14 protein-coding genes are annotated in these 17,668 nt (G+C 63.6%); all 14 read right to left on the bottom strand.

What is annotated here, in order from left to right:
• Positions 1–105 precede the first annotated feature (105 nt).
• Positions 106–1,053: a diguanylate cyclase gene (locus tag J0W34_RS01530; RefSeq protein WP_227815249.1), complete on the bottom strand. Its 948-nt coding sequence runs from the start codon at positions 1,051–1,053 to the stop codon at positions 106–108.
• Positions 1,046–3,790, bottom strand: a complete 2,745-nt coding sequence (locus J0W34_RS01525; RefSeq protein ID WP_230970419.1) for a hybrid sensor histidine kinase/response regulator — start codon at positions 3,788–3,790, stop codon at positions 1,046–1,048. Before J0W34_RS01525 ends, J0W34_RS01530 begins: the two co-directional genes overlap by 8 nt.
• The gene (locus J0W34_RS01520; RefSeq protein WP_227815247.1) at positions 3,783–4,364 is read right to left on the bottom strand and encodes a YfiR family protein; all 582 of its coding nucleotides are present in this window, start codon (positions 4,362–4,364) and stop codon (positions 3,783–3,785) included. The genes J0W34_RS01525 and J0W34_RS01520 overlap by 8 nt, the downstream gene beginning before the upstream one ends.
• Positions 4,365–4,392: 28 nt before the next feature.
• Positions 4,393–6,318 carry a carotenoid biosynthesis protein gene (locus J0W34_RS01515; RefSeq protein WP_230970418.1) on the bottom strand — a complete coding sequence of 642 codons (1,926 nt, stop codon included), beginning with the start codon at positions 6,316–6,318 and terminating at the stop codon, positions 4,393–4,395.
• Between the two features lie 24 nt (positions 6,319–6,342).
• Entirely contained in the window at positions 6,343–8,451 is a 2,109-nt protein-coding gene (locus J0W34_RS01510) for a TonB-dependent receptor plug domain-containing protein (RefSeq protein WP_230970417.1), read from the bottom strand.
• A 272-nt stretch (positions 8,452–8,723) separates the two neighbouring features.
• A complete protein-coding gene (locus J0W34_RS01505; protein WP_230970416.1) occupies positions 8,724–9,443 on the bottom strand; it encodes an SIMPL domain-containing protein in 720 nt (239 codons plus the stop codon).
• A 3-nt stretch (positions 9,444–9,446) separates the two neighbouring features.
• Positions 9,447–10,394: a lipoyl synthase gene (gene lipA, locus J0W34_RS01500; protein ID WP_230970415.1), complete on the bottom strand. Its 948-nt coding sequence runs from the start codon at positions 10,392–10,394 to the stop codon at positions 9,447–9,449.
• Between the two features lie 24 nt (positions 10,395–10,418).
• The gene (gene lipB, locus J0W34_RS01495) at positions 10,419–11,063 is read right to left on the bottom strand and encodes a lipoyl(octanoyl) transferase LipB (RefSeq protein WP_230970414.1); all 645 of its coding nucleotides are present in this window, start codon (positions 11,061–11,063) and stop codon (positions 10,419–10,421) included.
• Between the two features lies 1 nt (position 11,064).
• On the bottom strand, positions 11,065–11,340 hold the full coding sequence (locus J0W34_RS01490; protein WP_230970413.1) for an HP0495 family protein: 276 nt from the start codon (positions 11,338–11,340) through the stop codon (positions 11,065–11,067).
• Entirely contained in the window at positions 11,330–12,190 is an 861-nt protein-coding gene (locus tag J0W34_RS01485) for a D-amino acid aminotransferase (protein WP_230970412.1), read from the bottom strand. The genes J0W34_RS01490 and J0W34_RS01485 overlap by 11 nt, the downstream gene beginning before the upstream one ends.
• Positions 12,191–12,203: 13 nt before the next feature.
• Positions 12,204–13,331, bottom strand: coding sequence for a D-alanyl-D-alanine carboxypeptidase family protein (locus J0W34_RS01480; RefSeq protein WP_227815239.1), 1,128 nt, complete (start codon positions 13,329–13,331; stop codon positions 12,204–12,206).
• A gap of 153 nt (positions 13,332–13,484) precedes the next feature.
• On the bottom strand, positions 13,485–14,558 hold the full coding sequence (locus J0W34_RS22265) for a septal ring lytic transglycosylase RlpA family protein (RefSeq protein ID WP_321573650.1): 1,074 nt from the start codon (positions 14,556–14,558) through the stop codon (positions 13,485–13,487).
• Positions 14,555–15,697, bottom strand: a complete 1,143-nt coding sequence (rodA, locus tag J0W34_RS01465; RefSeq protein WP_227815933.1) for a rod shape-determining protein RodA — start codon at positions 15,695–15,697, stop codon at positions 14,555–14,557. Before rodA ends, J0W34_RS22265 begins: the two co-directional genes overlap by 4 nt.
• Complete coding sequence (gene mrdA / locus J0W34_RS01460; protein ID WP_227815238.1) at positions 15,694–17,592, bottom strand: penicillin-binding protein 2; 1,899 nt, start codon at positions 17,590–17,592, stop codon at positions 15,694–15,696. The genes rodA and mrdA overlap by 4 nt, the downstream gene beginning before the upstream one ends.
• Between the last annotated feature and the right edge of the window lie 76 nt (positions 17,593–17,668).

The following is a 17,668-nucleotide window of genomic DNA, read 5'->3' as shown; positions in this document are numbered from 1 at the left end:
CCGTGAGAGTGGTTCGAGGGGGTCGATTCAGACCGGCTGGCCTAGCTTACCACCCCGACATATCTGCAGGATGAGCATCCCCGTCCACGAGCGCAAAGGAATGTGTCAGGACAGGTCGCCCACCGGCGGCCCGAAAGGCTCGCCGAGCTCCCCGGCACACACCCGGTTGCGCCCCGCACGCTTCGCTTCGTAGAGGCGCTGATCGGCCTGTGCGAGCAGGTGCTCGGGCGAAAAACCGGTGTCGGGCACAATCGCAGCCACACCAAGACTGACACTCACCAGACCGTCAACATCCGGGTGTTCGTGGGCCATGCGATGACCGCGGACGGCGTCGCACATGCGCTGGGCGATGAGACGTGCGCCGTCGATCTCCACACCGGGCATCAGGCACACGAATTCCTCACCGCCATAGCGCGCCACGAGATCGCAGGCACGCTTGACCTGACTGCTCATGAGGCTGGCAACGGTCTTCAGGCACTGGTCGCCCGCCGCATGACCGTGGTGATCGTTGTAGGCCTTGAAGTGATCCACATCGGCCAGAATCAGGGCCAGCGGCTGTTGCTGGCGAATACCGCAACGCCAGGCGCCGGCCAAGGCATCGTCAAAGGCACGGCGATTGGCCACCTGGGTGAGTCCATCGACCGTGGACAGGCGTTGCCAGTGATCGCGCAGACGTTTGAGCTCCACGTGCGTGCGGATGCGCATCTTGAGAATGGCCGGCGCAAAGGGCTTGGTCACGTAGTCGACCGCGCCGATCTTCAGCCCGGTGGCCTCGTCGTCTTCCTCGCTCATGGCGGAGATGAAAATGACCGGGATGTCGTGAGTCTCGGGGTCGTCCTTGAGCCGCCGACACACCTCATGACCATCCATACCGGGCATGATCACGTCGAGCAGAATGAGATCGGGGCGCATCTCGCCGGCCGCACGCGCCAGCGCTGTCGGACCATCGGTCGCGACCAGCACATCGAATTCGGGCACCAGCAGGTTGCCCAGGATATTGATGTTGGAGCGCTCGTCATCGACGATGAGCACGCGCGGTTTCGATTCAATCACGCTCTTGGCCTCCGGAAGTGATCGATAGCGATTCATGCAGCTTGCGCAGCGCAGCACGTGCTGCCGCGAAATCAAAGGCACGCACGGCCTGACTCAGCACACCCAGTTCGGCCGCGTTGCGTCCGCCGAGTGCGGCAGTCAGGGCGTCGAGGCGCTGGGCGGCCTCGAAATTGCCTTCTCTCAATGAGGTATCCAGGGCTTCGATCAGCCGGGGCACCGCCCGCTCGTCGACGCCGCTGACGGACGCGTCGCGTTCGACCGGGCTGAGGTCCCCAATGGATTTCAGCACCTCCTCGAGTGCGGCCTGCACGCCATCAAGTGCCTCGGCAACATCCAGATGCTCGCGCTGAGCGCGCTCGAAGCTTTGCAGGCTCTGCTCCAGGGTGCGAGCGCCCAGGTTGGCAGCCGTGCCCTTGAGGTTGTGCGCGATGCGTGCAGCCACGACCGAATCGCCCGCCTCCACCGACTGCTGCAGGCGCTGCGCACTGCCGGCATGATCCTGCGCAAATTCGGCAAGCAGCTGCCGGTACAAACCGGGCTTGTGTCCGGCACGGGCGAGCCCGGCAGCCACATGCAGGCCGGGCAGCTCCTCGGGCCAACCGAGTCTGGCGCCCTCGATGCCCCCCGGTGACGACACCGCCAGCCAGTGGCCGAGCACGGAGGCCAGTTCGGCGGGGTCGATCGGCTTGGGCAGATGCGCATTCATCCCGGCCGACAGGCACTTGACCTTGTCCTCCTCTCGGCCATGTGCGGTCATGGCAATGATGGGCAACCGCTGGGCATCGAAGCGCTCACGCAGGCGCGCCGTCGCTTCGTAGCCGTCCATGTTGGGCATCTGCAGATCCATCAGCACCAGATCGAAGGACTTGTTGTCCACCGCGACCAACGCCTCGGCCCCGTCGCTGGCCACATCGGCGCGAATGCCCAGGGCATCGAGCAACTCGACCATGATGCGCCGGTTGATGTTGTTGTCGTCCACCACCAGCACCTTGGCGCCGCGACGCACGGTGGCCGTGGTGCGCTTCTGGGGACGCTTGAGTATCGGTCCGGTGGCTGCGGCAAGACGCACGGTGAACCAGAACTGGCTGCCTTGACCGGGCTCGCTGTTTACCCCGATCTCGCCGCCCATCAGCTCGACAAGCGACCGGCTGATGGCCAGGCCCAGCCCCGTACCGCCGTGTTTGCGGGTAATCGAGCTGTCGGCCTGGGTGAAGGACTGGAACAGGCATTCGATGGCGCTGGCGGAGATGCCGATCCCGGTGTCGCTGACCTCGAAGCGCAGCAGCAGGTCAGCGTCTTTCATCTCCACCAGATCGACACTCAGCTTGACCCGCCCGTCTTCGGTGAACTTGAGCGCGTTGCCGATGAGATTGGTCAGCACCTGCTTGATGCGGTGTTCGTCGCCGAGCACCGCATCCGGCACCTCGTCACCCACATGGGCATCGAGCGCGAGGCCCTTGCGATCAGCGAGCACGCCGAACATGTCGAGCAGATCGCTCACCATGGCCGCGACGCTGAAGTCCACTTCGTCCAGTTCGAGCTTGCCGGCGTCGAGCTTGGAGAAATCGAGGATGTTGTTGATCACGCCCAGCAGCAGATCCGTCGCCTTGCGGATCGAGGTGAGATAGCCGCGTTGCTTGGCGTCGAGCTGCGTGCGTTCGGCCAGGTGGCAGAAACCGGTGACGGCATTGAGCGGCGTGCGGATCTCGTGGCTCATGTTGGCCACGAACAGGCTCTTGGCGCGGGTTGCCTGCTCGGCAGCGTCCTTGGCGTCGGTCAACTCCTGCTGGATCTGCTTGAGCGCGGTGATGTCGGCGTAGCTGATGATATGGGCCGCCTCGTCGAGGAAACCGATCGGATGCGACGAAGTCAGCACCCAATGTTTCGTTCGGTCAGCCGCTTCGATGACGATCTCGCGCCCCTCCACGTCGGTCTGTGCGGCGCCGGGGCCACTGAGGGGGCGCATGTCGCCCTGGCTGACATGCACTTCTTCGCCCTTCAGCGTCGCCAGGTCGCTCACCGGCACGCCAAACAGATCCGCCGCGGCCTGATTGCCCTTGAGGATGCGGTCGTCGCGCTGACGCACCAGCACCATCGGCACCGGTGCAGCCTCGAAAACATTGCGCAGGTTGCGTTCGCTGCGGGCAATCTTGCGCAGCAGGTTCACCACCGCCCACCAGATGCCGCCGATGACCACCAGCAACAGCGCGGCACCGATGGACAGCTTGTTGCGCACATCGGCACGCAGTGCCTTCAGAAACACCAGATTGGCGTCGAACTGGGCTATCCCGATCAATTCACGACCCGCGCGCGAATACAGCGGCACATCGATCTGCAGACAGTCGTCGCACGCGCCGCTGCGCTTGGCGATGTCGAACAGGCCGTCGGGTGCAGCGACCATGTCGTAGTCGATTTCGGTGCGGACACCGAGAAAGATGGGCTCGCCCGTGGTGGGCTCGCGCGCGATCAGCAACTCATCCATGGCGCTGGCCAGCTGGCGCCGCGCCGCCTGCGGATCGGGCTCGGCCATGGCGTCTTCGAGCGTCCTGGCCTGGGAGTCGGCCAGTGCCGTCGCGCTGGCCCGGGCGTTGGCATCGAGCTGGGGCGCGAGCACGGCAAACCAGTAATAGGCAACGAACGCCGCCAGCACCACCATCAGGGCAAGGAACAGGGGTGTAACGGCCACGCCGGCCGGCAGACGTTTTCGCAGGCGGCGGCGCTGAGCGGGCTTACTCATATCGTTCGGCTATCCGCATGAAGAAGGGTTTGATGCGCAGGCCGGCCTGGCCCAGGGCGGTCACATTCACATAGGGCAGCACGCGGTCGCTGACCGCAATGCCCGCAGCAATGCCGCGCTCCACATCACCTTCAAAAGGAGAAAAACACAACACGCGCTTCTGGTTGCAATAGATGGCGACCGACGGAACCCGGTCGCCCAGCCGCTGCGCAATGAAGACACCCGCCACGCCATCAGGCCCGCGCGTGCCGAGCGCGTCCACGGTCAGCACCTCGACCCGGATCGGCGCGCCGCGCACCGCACCCTTGTCCTTGAGGACTTCGGCCAGGCGGTCGGCCAGGGCGGCATCATCGCGGTGGACGATGAGCAGGGTCAGTTCGCCAGAGGCGGAGCGTTTGGCTTCGATGTCTCGATCGGCGGCAAGGACTGCGGGGAATACGTTGATGCCGACGGTGACGCGGCGTGCGTCCTGCTCGTCGGCGGCAACGGCGCCGAGCCAGGGCGACGCAAGCACCACCAGTACGGCGGCACAGGCCACGAGCGAACGCATCCAGCCCGACCGCTGGCCGGGCATGGACGGGCCTCGCCCGATGGGCGGGCCCTCAGGGCGCGAAGCTGCCTTCAACACCCCGACAGAATCCATTGAGCTCCACATAGGCCTTGCCGTCGACCTGACCGTCGACCGTCGCTGCGCCCTCCCAGTACTCGGGGCCCGGCCAGAAACCATGACTGGCCCGCAGCTCCTGATCCTTCACCATAGGCTGAACCTCGAAGACTTCATCCTCGACGTGAACCCGCCAGCCGGACGGATAGGTACAACCCGTGTGCGGACTCTTCCATTGGCCGAGCACCTCGACGCTGAACTGATGGCCTGCGATGGGCCGCGTGTTGCCCTCGGCATCGGTGATGGAGCCTGCCCGTTCCACCGCGTTGGTCTTGCCGAGAATGTCGTACAGCATGATCTGGCGATCGTCATCGAGTTCGATGGCGAACCACTGCCAGCCCTTCACAATGGCCTGGTACAGCTCGCCGTACTGACGATCGAACCAGCTGGTGCCGGTCACGTGGTAGGTCTGCCCGTCGACGGTGATCGTGCCTTTCGTGGCCATCTTCACCCTCGAGTAATAATAGGTATACCCCCCGAAGCGGTAGGGATGGGCGTCGCCGCCGTAGTGCATGGCCACCGGCTTGGTCGCCTCCATCTCCAGATCGAGCACATAGCCGTTCACCTCGCTATGGATGCGGTCGGTCTGGTTGTCGCCCACGGCGCGAACGATGTCGCCGGGCCCGGCAGTCAGCTCGAAACGATTGCTGGACTGTGCCGGGAGGTGAAATTTCAGGTGCTCGGCAAACTCGAAGCGGTCGTTCTGCACATCGGTGACGGCCACCTGGGTGAGCTGATCGCGCATGATCAGGAAGCTGTCGAAGCTGAAGAACACCACTTCGAACCCGAACTTGCGCCCCTCTTCGGTTTCCAGATGCCCGGTCCAGTACCACCACTGCACATCCTGACTGGGCAGAAACGCGTCATCATTGGGCAGATTGACCGGCCCGATGAGACTCTGATTCGGGCGCAGCGCGGCCAGTCCGAACCCCGCTGCCGCCGCCATGGCCAGGGCAAGCACCATGTGACGCTTTCGGCCAGCGCCGGCGCCCCCCGACAGACTGTGCAACCCGACACGCGAGCGCGCCGGCCACAGGAAGCCGGTCAGACCGAGGATGGAAAACACGGGCAGCACAATGCCCAGCTCCGGGGTCTGGCGATGCAGGTTGCCGCCGAACAGGATGACCATGGACGCGGCATAGAGGAACAGTGCCGGCGCCAGCACCATGGGATCGAGCGTGCAGTTGGCTGGCGCACGCACCAGCGGCCGGATGGACAACGCCAGCCACAGGCCGAAGAAGATCACCACCAGCATGTCCGGATCGACGATCGCCCTTGCCTCAAGCCACAGATAGCAGAGCATGACCCCCACAAAGGTGCCGAACGCCAACGGTACGGTGAGCCAGGCCGCCAGAATCTGGATGGCGGTTCGCGCCGACCCGAGCCGCAGCAGGACGTCATGCCAGAGCGTGTAGGCCGCGACGATGACGAACCAGCCCACGTAGTTGGTCCACGGGATGCCGAACCAGGCACCAGGCTCGGCCCAGATCCAGAAATCGAGCGAGACGAAGGCCGGGTCCGACACGAAGTCGATGGCCGTGGCGAGCAGGCCTGCAATGACCGGGCGGCTCCAGCGCGAGACCTGCATCAGCCGCAGGGTCGCGAGCACGGCGTAGATGATGGTGCCCCAGCTGAGCACCACGCCCAGTGGCACCATCCCCGGCAAGGGCACCAGGGCCTCGGTGTAATGGTATGGCGGGACCGCTTTCGAGACTTGTGAATACTCGATGACGAACCCGAAGACGATGGCCGCCGGAATGACCCAGAACAGATCGCGTTGCCGGCGCCAGGCGTGCACAAGCACGCCGACGGTCAGCAGGTAGTTGAGCGCCTGGAGGACGATGAATCCGGTCGATGCGTGCATGTGCGCTCCTCTTTCAGGCCCGGGTCAGAGACGCCAGGCCAGTTCGAGCCACGCAGTGCGGCCCGGCTGGGGATAGTCGGCTTCGTAGGACTGGATGGTCTGATCAACCACATCGCGCGTCAGCAGCGCGGGATACCGCACATCGCGATCGAACAGGTTACGGATACCCACACGAATCATCGGACCGGCGCTGAAGGGGAGCCGGAAGTTGGCACTCAGATCAACTGTCTCGTAGCTCTCCAGCGACTTGCGCGCATCGCCCTCTTCCCGGGCGCGATCACCGACATGGCGGACCCATATCGCGTACTGCTGGGCACTGCTCGGCTTGTAGCGGACGACCAGGTTGGCAAGACGATCTGCGGCGGCCGGCACTCGATCACCCGTCTTGACGCTCTCGCTTTCGGCAACGGTGACATTAGCGTCAATCTGCCAGGTCACACCGAAGCGCTGACGCACTTCGAACTCAAGCCCTCGACTCTTCACTTCAGGCGCGTTCCTGAAACCCAGAATGCCGTTTCCGGTGATGACATCCGTAAGCCGCGAGCGAAACCCGGTGACGCGCAACTCGGTATCCGGTGCCTTGTAGATGTACGCGAGTTCCGACGTGCGTATTTTCTCCGGCTCCAGGTCCGCCTCGAAGGCAGTTTCGTAGAACGTGGGCGGCCGGAAGGCCTGGGCATACTGCGCCTTGAGCACATGATCCCGACCCAGGCGCCACACTGCGGCGATCCGGGGCGACGTGTTCTGACCGACGTCGTCATAGTCGTCGTGGCGCAGACCCGCGGTGATCGTGATCTCGTCGCTGGCACGATATTCATCCTGCAGGGTGAGGCTCAGGATCTGACGATCGCGATCCCGGCCCGGCCAGGGGATACCGTCCTTGCTCGTATACTTCCGGGTGGCCGCCGGACCCAGGGTACGCGGATTGATGTTGTTGCGTTGCCAGGCATCGTTGACCTCGATCTGGCTGACGCCCAGCGAAGCGAGCCAGCGGTGATTTTGCCACCCGCTCCAGACAAGATCGAACGTGCCCGAGTAGCGCGACTCCTCGTAATAACCTTCGGTCTGGAAGCCGTCGAGTAGCGTGGTTGGAATCGCCGGGGTGGCCCACGTGAATCCGTCTGGCAGCAGGCGTGCGTTGTACCGATTCTGGTATTGCTGCCATCCGATCTCGGTATTGAGCTCAAGCGTCTCGCTGAGCGCCCACTTCCCGCGCCCGTTCAGCATGAGATACCGATTGTGGTACTTGATCCCGTTTTCGTCCGGGGCACTCAGCACGTTGATCGTGCCGTAGTGGTCACCATTGCCGTCTTCAGCGTAGGCAAATGAAAGCGACAGCGCATCATAGAACCAGTCAATCAGTACGGATCGCTGCTCCATGGCGTCATTCACGGCGCCCGGGGCATTGGAGAGGGTGGCGTAAGTGGGGTTGAAGACGGCGTTGAAACCGTTGTAGACCGCGTCCTCGCCCGCTTGCACGTCCCCCGCCTGCTTCTGCCAGCCACCGATGTTGATACTTCCACCCTGGCGTCCATCCGCACTCGCCCAGTGGGCAAAGCCTCCTCCGGTGTAGGTTTCATCCTCGTCAAACCGAAGGAAGACACCATCGTCCGTCTTGCGCGTGACGACGTTGAGCACGCCGGCGTAGGCAAACTCTCCGTGCACTGCCGAGCCCGGTCCGCGCACCACCTCGATGTGATCGATTTGCGCCACCGGCATGTTGAGTACCGGGTTCGAATTGGCCGACAGCGTGGAGTTCATCGACTTGCCGTTGAGCAGAATCTTCATGTTGCCCGACGCGAAACTGCCGCCGACGCCGCGCACCAGCGTCTGACGCCCGCCGATCTGATCAATCGACGGCTCGATCCCTGGCACCAGCCGCAGTGCTTCCCAGACCGTTCGAATCCCGAGCTCCGACAATTCGTCGGCATGCAATACCGTCACCAGCCCCGGCACGTAATCGGCATTGAGCTTGGTCTTGGTCGCAATTTCCGTTTGCTGATCGAGCACCTCTAGCAGGTTCTGAAGCTCCTCGACCTCATCGCTATCGTTGGGTGCAGCGACAGCACCATGTATCCAGCCAAAGGCGAGCATGACGCTCCCCATCCGGCAGGCAAGTCCCCGTATTTTCATATTTTTTCCCCTGAGCCCTGATGACGCCCAACGCATGGATCAGCCGGGTCCGTGGAAGTTTATCGACCCTCTTCCCGCGCGACTTGATAGCAATCTTGCATAAGGCGTTTGATCCACAGCAGACCGGAGCGCTGCGGACCAAGGGCGTTTCTATCACGAAAGCGTTATGTCGGGGGAACGCGTCTTCGAAAAACGGAGGGGGCGGCCATGCTGGCCTGGGGGGTACTGCGGGGCGTAAGACGCGGGTCGAAGCGCAGGGAAAGCGGACGGATTCAGTCGAGCTGATAGACGAAGGTAGACACCACGCGCAGGCGCTTGCCGATGGTACGACCACGGTCGTAGTCGGAACCATCGTCGTCGGTGATGCGGATCACGCCCTGGTTGGCGCTCTTCAGTTCGCCCAGCGTCGCTCCCGCATCATCGGCGAAAGCGACTGCCTGCTCGCGGGCATTGGTTGTGGCCTGTTTGAGCAGTGGCGACTTGAGGGCATTCACACCACGAAGCTGGAACACCGGCAGCCCCTGGCCTTCCCCCTCGCCCGTCAGTTGCACGCCGGCGGCGATGAGGGGATCGGTCTGGTTGGCGGCCTTGGCCACCGCGTCGACCCGTGCCGTCTTGACCGTGACCCGACCGACGCCGTTGTAGCGCAGGGGCGCATTGGCCTGAGCGTATTCGCGCGCGTAGACGTCCTGAACCTGCACGGGCGCCGCGTCGAGTTCACTATCGGCGAAGCCCTGGGATTTCAGGAAGGCCAGCACGCTGGCCCGGTCCTCACTCAATGCCTGTTGTACATCGGCAAACGCGTTGCCGGCCCGACGGAAGCTCAGTGCCCACACCGCAAAATCGCTTTTCACGTCCTGCTCGGCGAGCCCCTTGATGGTCACCGAGCGATCGCCGGTGCGCAGCTTGAGCAGCCCTTCACCCACCGAGTACCCGGCAAAGGCGATGGCCGCGGCCAGCAGCACCCCGACAAGTCGGCTACCTGCTGCCATGAGTCAGACCACCCCGGCGCCGTGGGCCTGCTGATCGGCCCAATAGCTCGAACGCACCATGGGACCGCAGGCGGCGTTCCTGAAGCCCATCTTGAGCGCTTCGGTCTCGAACATCTTGAAGGTGTCCGGGTGCACATAGCGCAGCACCGGCAGGTGCCCGCCGGAGGGCTGCAGATACTGCCCGATGGTGAGCATCTCGACGTCGTGAGCACGCAGGTCACGCATCACCTCGAGAATTTCTTCGTCGGTCTCGCCCAGACCGACCATCAGGCCTGATTTGGTCGGCACTTCCGGGTGGCGCGCCTTGAAGGCCTTGAGCAGATCGAGGGAATACTGATAGTCGGAGCCCGGGCGTGCCTGCTTGTAGAGGCGGGGCACCGTCTCGAGGTTGTGGTTCATCACGTCAGGCGGCGCCTGATCGAAAATCTCCAGGGCAATCTCCATCCGGCCGCGGAAGTCGGGCACCAGCACCTCGATGGAGGTCTTGGGCGACTTGGCGCGGGTCTCGCGGATGCACTCCACAAAGTGCTGAGCGCCACCGTCGCGCAGGTCGTCGCGGTCGACCGAGGTGATCACGACGTAATTGAGGCGCATGGCAGCGATGGTATCGGCCAGGTCTTTGGGTTCGTCCGTGTTGAGCGGATCCGGCCGGCCGTGGCCGACGTCGCAGAACGGGCAACGCCGGGTACAGATGTCACCCATGATCATGAAGGTGGCCGTGCCCTTGCCGAAGCATTCGTGGATGTTCGGGCAGGAGGCTTCTTCGCACACGGTGTGCAGCTTCTGCTCGCGCAGCGTGGCCTTGATCTCGTTGAAGCGCTCGGCTTCCTTGCCGGCACCGATCTTGATGCGGATCCACTCGGGCTTTTTGAGCCGCTCGGCGGGCACGATCTTGATGGGGATGCGGGCGGTCTTGTCAGCGCCGCGCTGTTTCTTGGCTTTGGTTTCCATTCGATTCCCTCGGCGCCCCGACCCTCATGCGGTCGCAGCGTCCACCTGTCGCATCGGGGGCAGCAGGCGGGTCAGGTGGCCCACCAGCTTTTCGCCCACCTCGTCGGTGGAGGCGATGACCCCGAAGTCTTTGAGTTGTATGGTTTTGAGCCCACTATAGCCGCAGGGATTGATCCAGGTAAATGGTGTCAAATCCATATCGACATTGAGGCTCAGGCCGTGGTAGGTGCACCCGTTGCGCACCCGCAGGCCCAGGGCGGCGATCTTCTCGCCCTTGATGTAGACGCCGGGCGCGCCGTCCTGCCGCTCCGCCGTCAGCCCGTAATCGGCCAGCGCGTCGATAATGGCCTGCTCCATGAGCTGCACCATCTCGCGCACCCGGATGCCGCGCCGGCGCAGATCGATGAGCAGGTAGATCACCACCTGGCCCGGGCCGTGGTACGTGATCTGCCCGCCGCGGTCGATCTTTACCAGCGGGATGTCGGTCTGGCGCAGCAGATGTTCCGGCTTGCCGGCCTGACCGAGCGTATAGACCGGTGGGTGCTCGAGTACCCAAAGCTCGTCCTGCGCAGCCCCATCGCGTACCGCCGTGTATTCCTGCATCGCGTGCCACGTCGGTTCGTACGGCTGTTGGCCGAGCGCCCGGATCTGGCAGCCGTTCACTTCCATCTCAGAGCACGACCTTGACCATGGGGTGACTGCTCAGCTCACGGTACAGGTTGTCCAGTTGCACCTGCGAGGTGGCACGCACGGTACAGGTGAGCGACAGGTAGGTGCCTTTGCTCGACGGGCGCATTTCCATGCGCGCCGCGTCGAATTCGCTGTCGTGCCTGACCACCACTTCAAGGATGGCCTGGGCGAAATCGTCGACGCGAGCCCCCATCACCTTGATGGGAAAGTCGCAGGGAAACTCGATGAGACTCTCTTTTTGCTTGTCATCCGCCATGGCGCATGACCTCCTGTTTGAATTCCTGATACCACCCATACATCTGGGCGGCCATGGGCCCAGGCAAGCCCTTGCCGACCGGACGGCCATCAAGCCGGGTGATCGGCAACACCTCCTTGGTCGACGAGGTCATCCAGATTTCGTCGGCGCTGCGCACCTCGTCTTCGAGAATTTCACGCACCTGCAAGGGCATGCCATGACGCTGGGCCAGTTCGATCACCACGTCGTACGTGATGCCGGGCAGCATGAGGTGGCTCTTGGGCGGCACATAGACGGTGCCATCGATCACCACGAAGATGCTCGATGCCGCCCCTTCGGTCAGGAATCCGTCACGGAACAGGATGGTTTCGACACATGCGTTCTCTGCCGCATGCTGCTTGAGCAGACAGTTGGCCAGCAAGGACACCGCCTTGAGGTCGCAACGCAGCCAGCGGAAATCCGCCGCACTCACCGCCGAGCCCCCCTGGGCGCGGGTGGCTTCATCGGGCGTCGTCAACGTCTCGACCATGAGGAATACCGTAGGCGTCACCTCGGCCGGGAAGGCGTGGTTGCGCACCGCCCCCACGCCACGGGTCACCTGCAGATAGACCGACTGGTCAGTGCCTTCGTTGCGCTCGACCGCCTCCGCGACGATCTTGCGCCACTCGGCCCGGTTCATCGGGTTTTCAAGTCCGATCGCCTTGAGCGAGTTGTCCAGACGCTTCAGGTGCTCGTCGACCCGGAACAGGTGCTTTGAGTACGACGGAATGACTTCATAGACCCCGTCGCCGAACAGGAAGCCGCGATCCATGGGCGAGACACGCGCCTCGGCCAGATCCATCCACTGCCCGTTCAGGTAACACACACTCACGATCGCTCTCCGCTTACAGGTTCTTGATCCACAGCTGCAGGGAATCCCAGGTGCGGCCGAACCAGCCTGCCAGAGGCACATCTTCAAGCGCCTCGACCGGGTAGGTCCCGATCAGCGCGCCGTCCAGCGTCAGCACCATCTCGCCCACTTTCTGGCCCTTGCCGACCGGGGCTTCGAGCGGCTGCAGGCTGTTGAGCGTCACCTGCAGTTTCTCGGCCTGGCCCTTCGGCAGGGACAGGACGAAATCCTTGCTGAAGCCGACCTTCACCTGATCGATCTCACCCTGCCAGATGCGGAACTGGGAAATGGCCTGATTGGCCTCATACAGCCGCACGGTGTCGTAGAAGCGGAAACCGAAATTCAGCAGCTTGAGCGACTCCTGGGTGCGCATGGCATCGGACTCGGTGCCCAGCACCACCGAAATCAAACGACGCGGGCCGCGCTTGGCCGAAGACACCAGGCAATAGCCGGCCGCTTCGGTATGGCCGGTCTTCATACCGTCGACGGTGGAATCGAGCCACAGCAGGCGGTTGCGGTTCGGCTGCGTAATCTTGTTATAGGTGTATTCCTTCTGCGAATACAGGCTGTAGTACTCGGGAAAATCACGCACGATGGACGCCGCCAGCACGGCAAGATCGCGGGCGGTGGTGTAGTGCTGCGCGTCGGGCATGCCGCTGGAATTCATGAAGTGGGTGTTCTTCATCCCCAGGCGTTCGGCCTCCCGGTTCATGAGTGCGGCAAACGCATCTTCCGACCCGGCCACCAGTTCGGCCAGCGCCACGGAAGCATCGTTGCCGGACTGGATGATCATGCCGTGCAGCAGTTCATCCACGGTCACCTGATGGCGCGGCTCGATGAACATGCGCGAGCCGCCCATTTTCCAGGCCTTCTCGGAGATCGGTGCAATCTGGTCGCCCTGCAGGGTATTGGCCTTGAGGGCGGAGAACACCAGATAGGCGGTCATGAGCTTGGTCAGGGAGGCAGGCTCGATACGGTCGTCGGCCTTGTGTTCGACCAGGGCCTGTCCGGTACCGACATCCATCAGCAACCAGGCCGTGGCGGCGAGCGTCGGCGGTGGAGGGACCTGAGCGTGAGCAAAAACGGTGAAGAATGAGAGCAGCAGTGCAACAAGAAAGCGCATGAGATCAGTAGCGTTCCAGATTGGGGGGTGATCGAATGGGTCCAAGGACCGGCGCAAGCGGCAATTATCCTTGAATCCGCCGGGGCGCGCATTGGCGTGACCGCAAGGACCGACAAGCCAACGCCTGACCAGACCCGCGGCAACCATCAAGGTTCAACGGGTCACGACGAAGGGCTGCAGATTGAGAGCCTCGCTGATGCGGCGCGCCGCATCCCGCGCCGCATCAGCGTTCGGGTAAGGACCGGCATGCAGGCGGAAATGGTCCGCATCGGCAAGCACGTCAAGCTGCCCGCGCAACCAGTCCAGATTGCGGCCGACATAATCGAGAAAGCCTTCCGCATTGTCTCGGGTCTGGAAAGCACCCAGCTGCAGATAGACGCCGGGCGCAGGCGGCACGACGCTTGGCTCGGCCTCAAACCGGGGCGAATGCTTGCCGTCGAGAATATCCGCCGGATCGACAGCGGCCAGCGGCGGCATGCCTTCGGGTGTGATGTCGCCAGCATCGGGCACCGTTTCCTCGAGCGCTGCGACAGTGGTCACAACCGGCTGCGGTTCGGGCGCTGGCGGCGGCGTTTCGACACGAATGGGTGCGGGCGGAGACGGCGCCGGCGCTTCGTCGCCGGGGCGGACCAGTTCGATACGGACTCGGGTACTGCCCTGACTCAGGTACCCGAGCTTGTACGCCGCTGCATACGACAGATCGATGATGCGCCCCGAGTGGAACGGCCCGCGGTCGTTGACCCGGACCACCACCTGCCGGCCATTGGCCAGGTTGGTCACCCGCACGTAGGACGGCAGCGGCAGCGTCTTGTGCGCGCCGCTCATGGCGTACATATCGTAGGTCTCGCCATTGGCCGTGCGGTTGCCATGAAACTTGCGCCCATACCAGCTGGCCCGCCCCTCCTGGACAAAGTCGTCGCGCGCGGACATGGGCACATAGCGCACACCAAACACCGAATACGGTCGGGTGGTAGCGCGGTGAATCGGTTCGTCGCGGGGGACGGCGTCGGCGATCTGATCGATGTCGTGGGGCACGTTCGCGCCCGGACCATCGTCCTTGTAGTACTTGCCCCCCGACCAGGGCAGATCGGGGTGGCCGCTGGGCGCACTGCGGCTGGTTTGCTTGGGCGGCGCGCTGGAACAGGCCGCCAGCAGGCCGACCATGACCAGGGAGATGACAAGTCGCATCCAGCGTTGGATTGAATCGAGGTGCTCTGTTCGACTCATGACTGACTCAGTATGCGCTCCCGCTGAATGCTCATGAGGATACCGACCCCGACACACAGGGTCACCAGCGCCGTGCCGCCGTAGCTGATGAAGGGCAGCGGCACGCCCACGACCGGCAGAATACCACTCACCATCCCCATGTTCACGAAGGCATACGTAAAGAAAATCATCGTGATGGCACCGGCCAGCAAACGCTGCCCAAGGCTCGTCGCACCCACGGCAATGACCAGGCCGCGCAGGATCAGTGTCATCAGCACCGCCAACAGCAACAGGGTACCGACCAGCCCGAACTCCTCGGCAAGCACGGCAAAAATGAAGTCGGTGTGGCGTTCGGGGATGAAGGCCAGATGGGTCTGGGTGCCATTGAGCCAGCCCTTGCCGAGCAGACCACCCGAACCGATCGCAATGGTCGACTGGATGATGTGGAATCCACTGCCCAGCGGGTCGGACGTGGGGTCGAGCAGGGTACACACCCGCTGCTTCTGGTATTCGCGCAGGATTTGCCAGTCCACGCCCGGCTGGCAGAGACTGTCACCAAGTACGACGATCGTACCCAGCGCCACCACACCGACCAGGAAGACCGGCACCAGCAACCGCCAGGAGAGCCCCGCAAAATAGATCACGTAGAAACCCGCCGCTGCCACCAGCAAGCTGGTGCCCAGATCGGGCTGGGTCACGATGAGCCCGACCGGGATCGCCAGCAGAATGCCCGCCACCACGAACTCCATGAAGCCGATGGCGCCTTCGCGCTGGTGGAAGTACCAGGCAAGCATGAGCGGCATGGCGATCTTCATGAGCTCGGACGGCTGGATACGCGTCACCCCGATGTGCAGCCAGCGCTGCGCGCCTTTGGAGGTTTCACCGAACAGGGCCACCCCCACCAGCAGGAGCACGCCGATGAGGTAGAGCGGCATGGCCATGGACAGCAGCCGGGGCGCAGGCACCCGGGCCGTGATCCACATGAGCGTGAGCGCCACGCCGGTGTTCATGAGATGGGCCTGCATGCGCTCGGGTGACGCGCTTTGCATGAGCATGAGCGAGGCCGCCATGAGCAGGCAGACCATGAGAAAAAGGGGCGCATCAATGGGCCGGAACAGCCCCTTGATCAGGGCCACCGGATGCAGCTTCCACTCCATCAGTCGCCCCCTCCTGCCGGTGCCTGCGGTTCAGGCGTCACGACGGGGTCACCCGGCCGCTTGCCCAGCAGGTAGTAGTCCATCACGGTTCGTGCGATGGGTGCCGCCGAGCGCGAACCGAAGCCCCCGTTTTCCACCAGCACCGCCATGGCGATCTTGGGATCTTCCGCCGGCGCGTAGGCGATGAACCAGGAATGGTCGCGAAGACGCTCGGCCACATCACCCTCCCGATAACGCCCCCCTTTGAGCGAGAACACCTGAGCGGTACCGGTCTTGCCCCCCACCGTGTAACCCGCGTCCTTGAACGGCCGGGCGCCGGTGCCTTCGAGGGTCACATCCACCATCGCATTACGCACCGCCTTGAGGTTCTCGGGTTTGAGCGGAATGCGGCGGATCGGCTCCGGCTCCACCTGCGTGCGAGCCCCGGTCACCGGATCGACGATGTACTTGACGATATGCGGCCGGAACATCACCCCGTCGTTGACCAGCGTGGACAGTGCCGTGGCCAGCTGAATCGGGGTATAGGCGTTATAGCCTTGGCCGATGCCGACCGAAATGGTCTCGCCGCCGTACCACTTCTGCTGGCCGGGCTTCTTGAATCGTGCCCGCTTCCAGGCTGGCGAGGGCAGCACCCCGGAGGCCTCGCCGGGAATGTCGACACCGGTCTGAGAACCGAAGCCGAACGGCGCCATGAAATCGGCGATGGCCTCGATCCCGAGGTCGTTGGCCAGCATGTAGTAGTAGGTATTGCACGAATCGACAATGGATTTGTGCAGATCGACCATGCCGTGACCACCGACCTTGTCATCCATGAAGCGGTGGCCCCCGAAGACGAAATACCCCGGGTCGGCGATCGCCTGCCGCGCGCTGCGCTTGCCCAGCTCCAGCCCGGCCAGCCCCATGAACGGCTTGAAAGTGGAACCCGGCGGGTAGGCGGAATAAATGGCGCGATTGAGCAGCGGGTGGTCGGGCGAGTCGTTCAATGCCTTCCAGTCGGCCACCGAAATGCCATCCACGAACAGATTGGGGTCGAAGCTCGGAGAGGACACCAGCGCCAGCACACCGCCGGTCTTGGGGTCCATGGCCACGAGCGCCCCCCGCCGGCCTTCAAAGGCCTCGCTGGCGACCCGCTGAAGTCCCACATCCACCGTGAGAATCAGGCTGTTGCCCGGTTGCGCGGTCTGCCGGTCAAGCACACGCACCGCGCGACCGCCGACATCGACCTCGACCTGCTCGGAACCCGTTCGGCCGTGCAGCAGTGACTCGTAGCTTTGCTCAAGCCCGCGTTTGCCGATGTGGTCGGTCCCCCGGTAGTTGGCCTCTTCACCGTCGGCTTCGATGCGCTCTTCGTCACGCGTATTGATGCGCCCCATGTAGCCGATGACATGGCCAAACAGATCGCCATGGGGATACACGCGGAACAACCGGGCCTTCACGTCCACGCCGGGAAACAGGTAGCGCCGGGCCACGAACCGCGCCACTTCCTGGTCTGTCAGCTTGGTGCGGATCGGCACACTTTCGAAGAACTTGCTGCTTTCGCGGAATTTGCGGAAGCGCCGGCGATCGTAGTCGTCGATCTGCACGATCTCGCCGAGACGGTCGATGGTGTCGTCGATGTCATCGACGCGCGAGGGATTGATCTCGAGCGTATAGGCGGCAAAGTTGCGCGCCAGCACCTCGCCCTTGCGATCAACGATCGTGCCCCGGTTGGGCGCAACCGGCACCACCGCGATCCGGTTGTCCTCGGCGCGCGTGTGGTAGTAGTCGTAGCGCATCACTTCCAGATAGAAGAAGCGCGACGCCAGCAGACATAGGCAGATGAACACGAAGCCGCCGGCCACGATCGCCCGCTGGCGAACCTGCCCGACTTCTTCGTCCTGGGATCGGAATTCGGTCATTTCACTTCAACCCGCCCGCCCCAAGGGCGCATGACGCCCCTTCGTGGGGGCAAGACCGGTGTTTCGCGAACGCAGT

The sequence above is a fragment of the Nitrogeniibacter aestuarii genome (genome assembly GCF_017309585.1).
Taxonomy (GTDB): Bacteria; Pseudomonadota; Gammaproteobacteria; order Burkholderiales; family Rhodocyclaceae; genus Nitrogeniibacter; species Nitrogeniibacter aestuarii.
The sequence above is the reverse complement of the archived record's forward strand: the minus strand, read 5'-3'. Positions and strand labels throughout refer to the sequence as shown.

What these genes read in the sequence shown, in the direction of transcription:
- mrdA (WP_227815238.1), bottom strand. Translation starts at nt 17,592, where the DNA reads ATGACCGAATTCCGATCCCAGGACGAAGAAGTCGGGCAGGTTCGCCAG.
- J0W34_RS01520 (WP_227815247.1), bottom strand. Translation starts at nt 4,364, where the DNA reads ATGCCCGGCCAGCGGTCGGGCTGGATGCGTTCGCTCGTGGCCTGTGCC.
- lipB (WP_230970414.1), bottom strand. Translation starts at nt 11,063, where the DNA reads ATGGAAGTGAACGGCTGCCAGATCCGGGCGCTCGGCCAACAGCCGTAC.
- J0W34_RS01490 (WP_230970413.1), bottom strand. Translation starts at nt 11,340, where the DNA reads ATGGCGGATGACAAGCAAAAAGAGAGTCTCATCGAGTTTCCCTGCGAC.
- J0W34_RS01480 (WP_227815239.1), bottom strand. Translation starts at nt 13,331, where the DNA reads ATGCGCTTTCTTGTTGCACTGCTGCTCTCATTCTTCACCGTTTTTGCT.
- lipA (WP_230970415.1), bottom strand. Translation starts at nt 10,394, where the DNA reads ATGGAAACCAAAGCCAAGAAACAGCGCGGCGCTGACAAGACCGCCCGC.
- J0W34_RS01525 (WP_230970419.1), bottom strand. Translation starts at nt 3,790, where the DNA reads ATGAGTAAGCCCGCTCAGCGCCGCCGCCTGCGAAAACGTCTGCCGGCC.
- J0W34_RS01510 (WP_230970417.1), bottom strand. Translation starts at nt 8,451, where the DNA reads ATGAAAATACGGGGACTTGCCTGCCGGATGGGGAGCGTCATGCTCGCC.
- J0W34_RS22265 (WP_321573650.1), bottom strand. Translation starts at nt 14,558, where the DNA reads ATGAGTCGAACAGAGCACCTCGATTCAATCCAACGCTGGATGCGACTT.
- J0W34_RS01505 (WP_230970416.1), bottom strand. Translation starts at nt 9,443, where the DNA reads ATGGCAGCAGGTAGCCGACTTGTCGGGGTGCTGCTGGCCGCGGCCATC.
- J0W34_RS01515 (WP_230970418.1), bottom strand. Translation starts at nt 6,318, where the DNA reads ATGCACGCATCGACCGGATTCATCGTCCTCCAGGCGCTCAACTACCTG.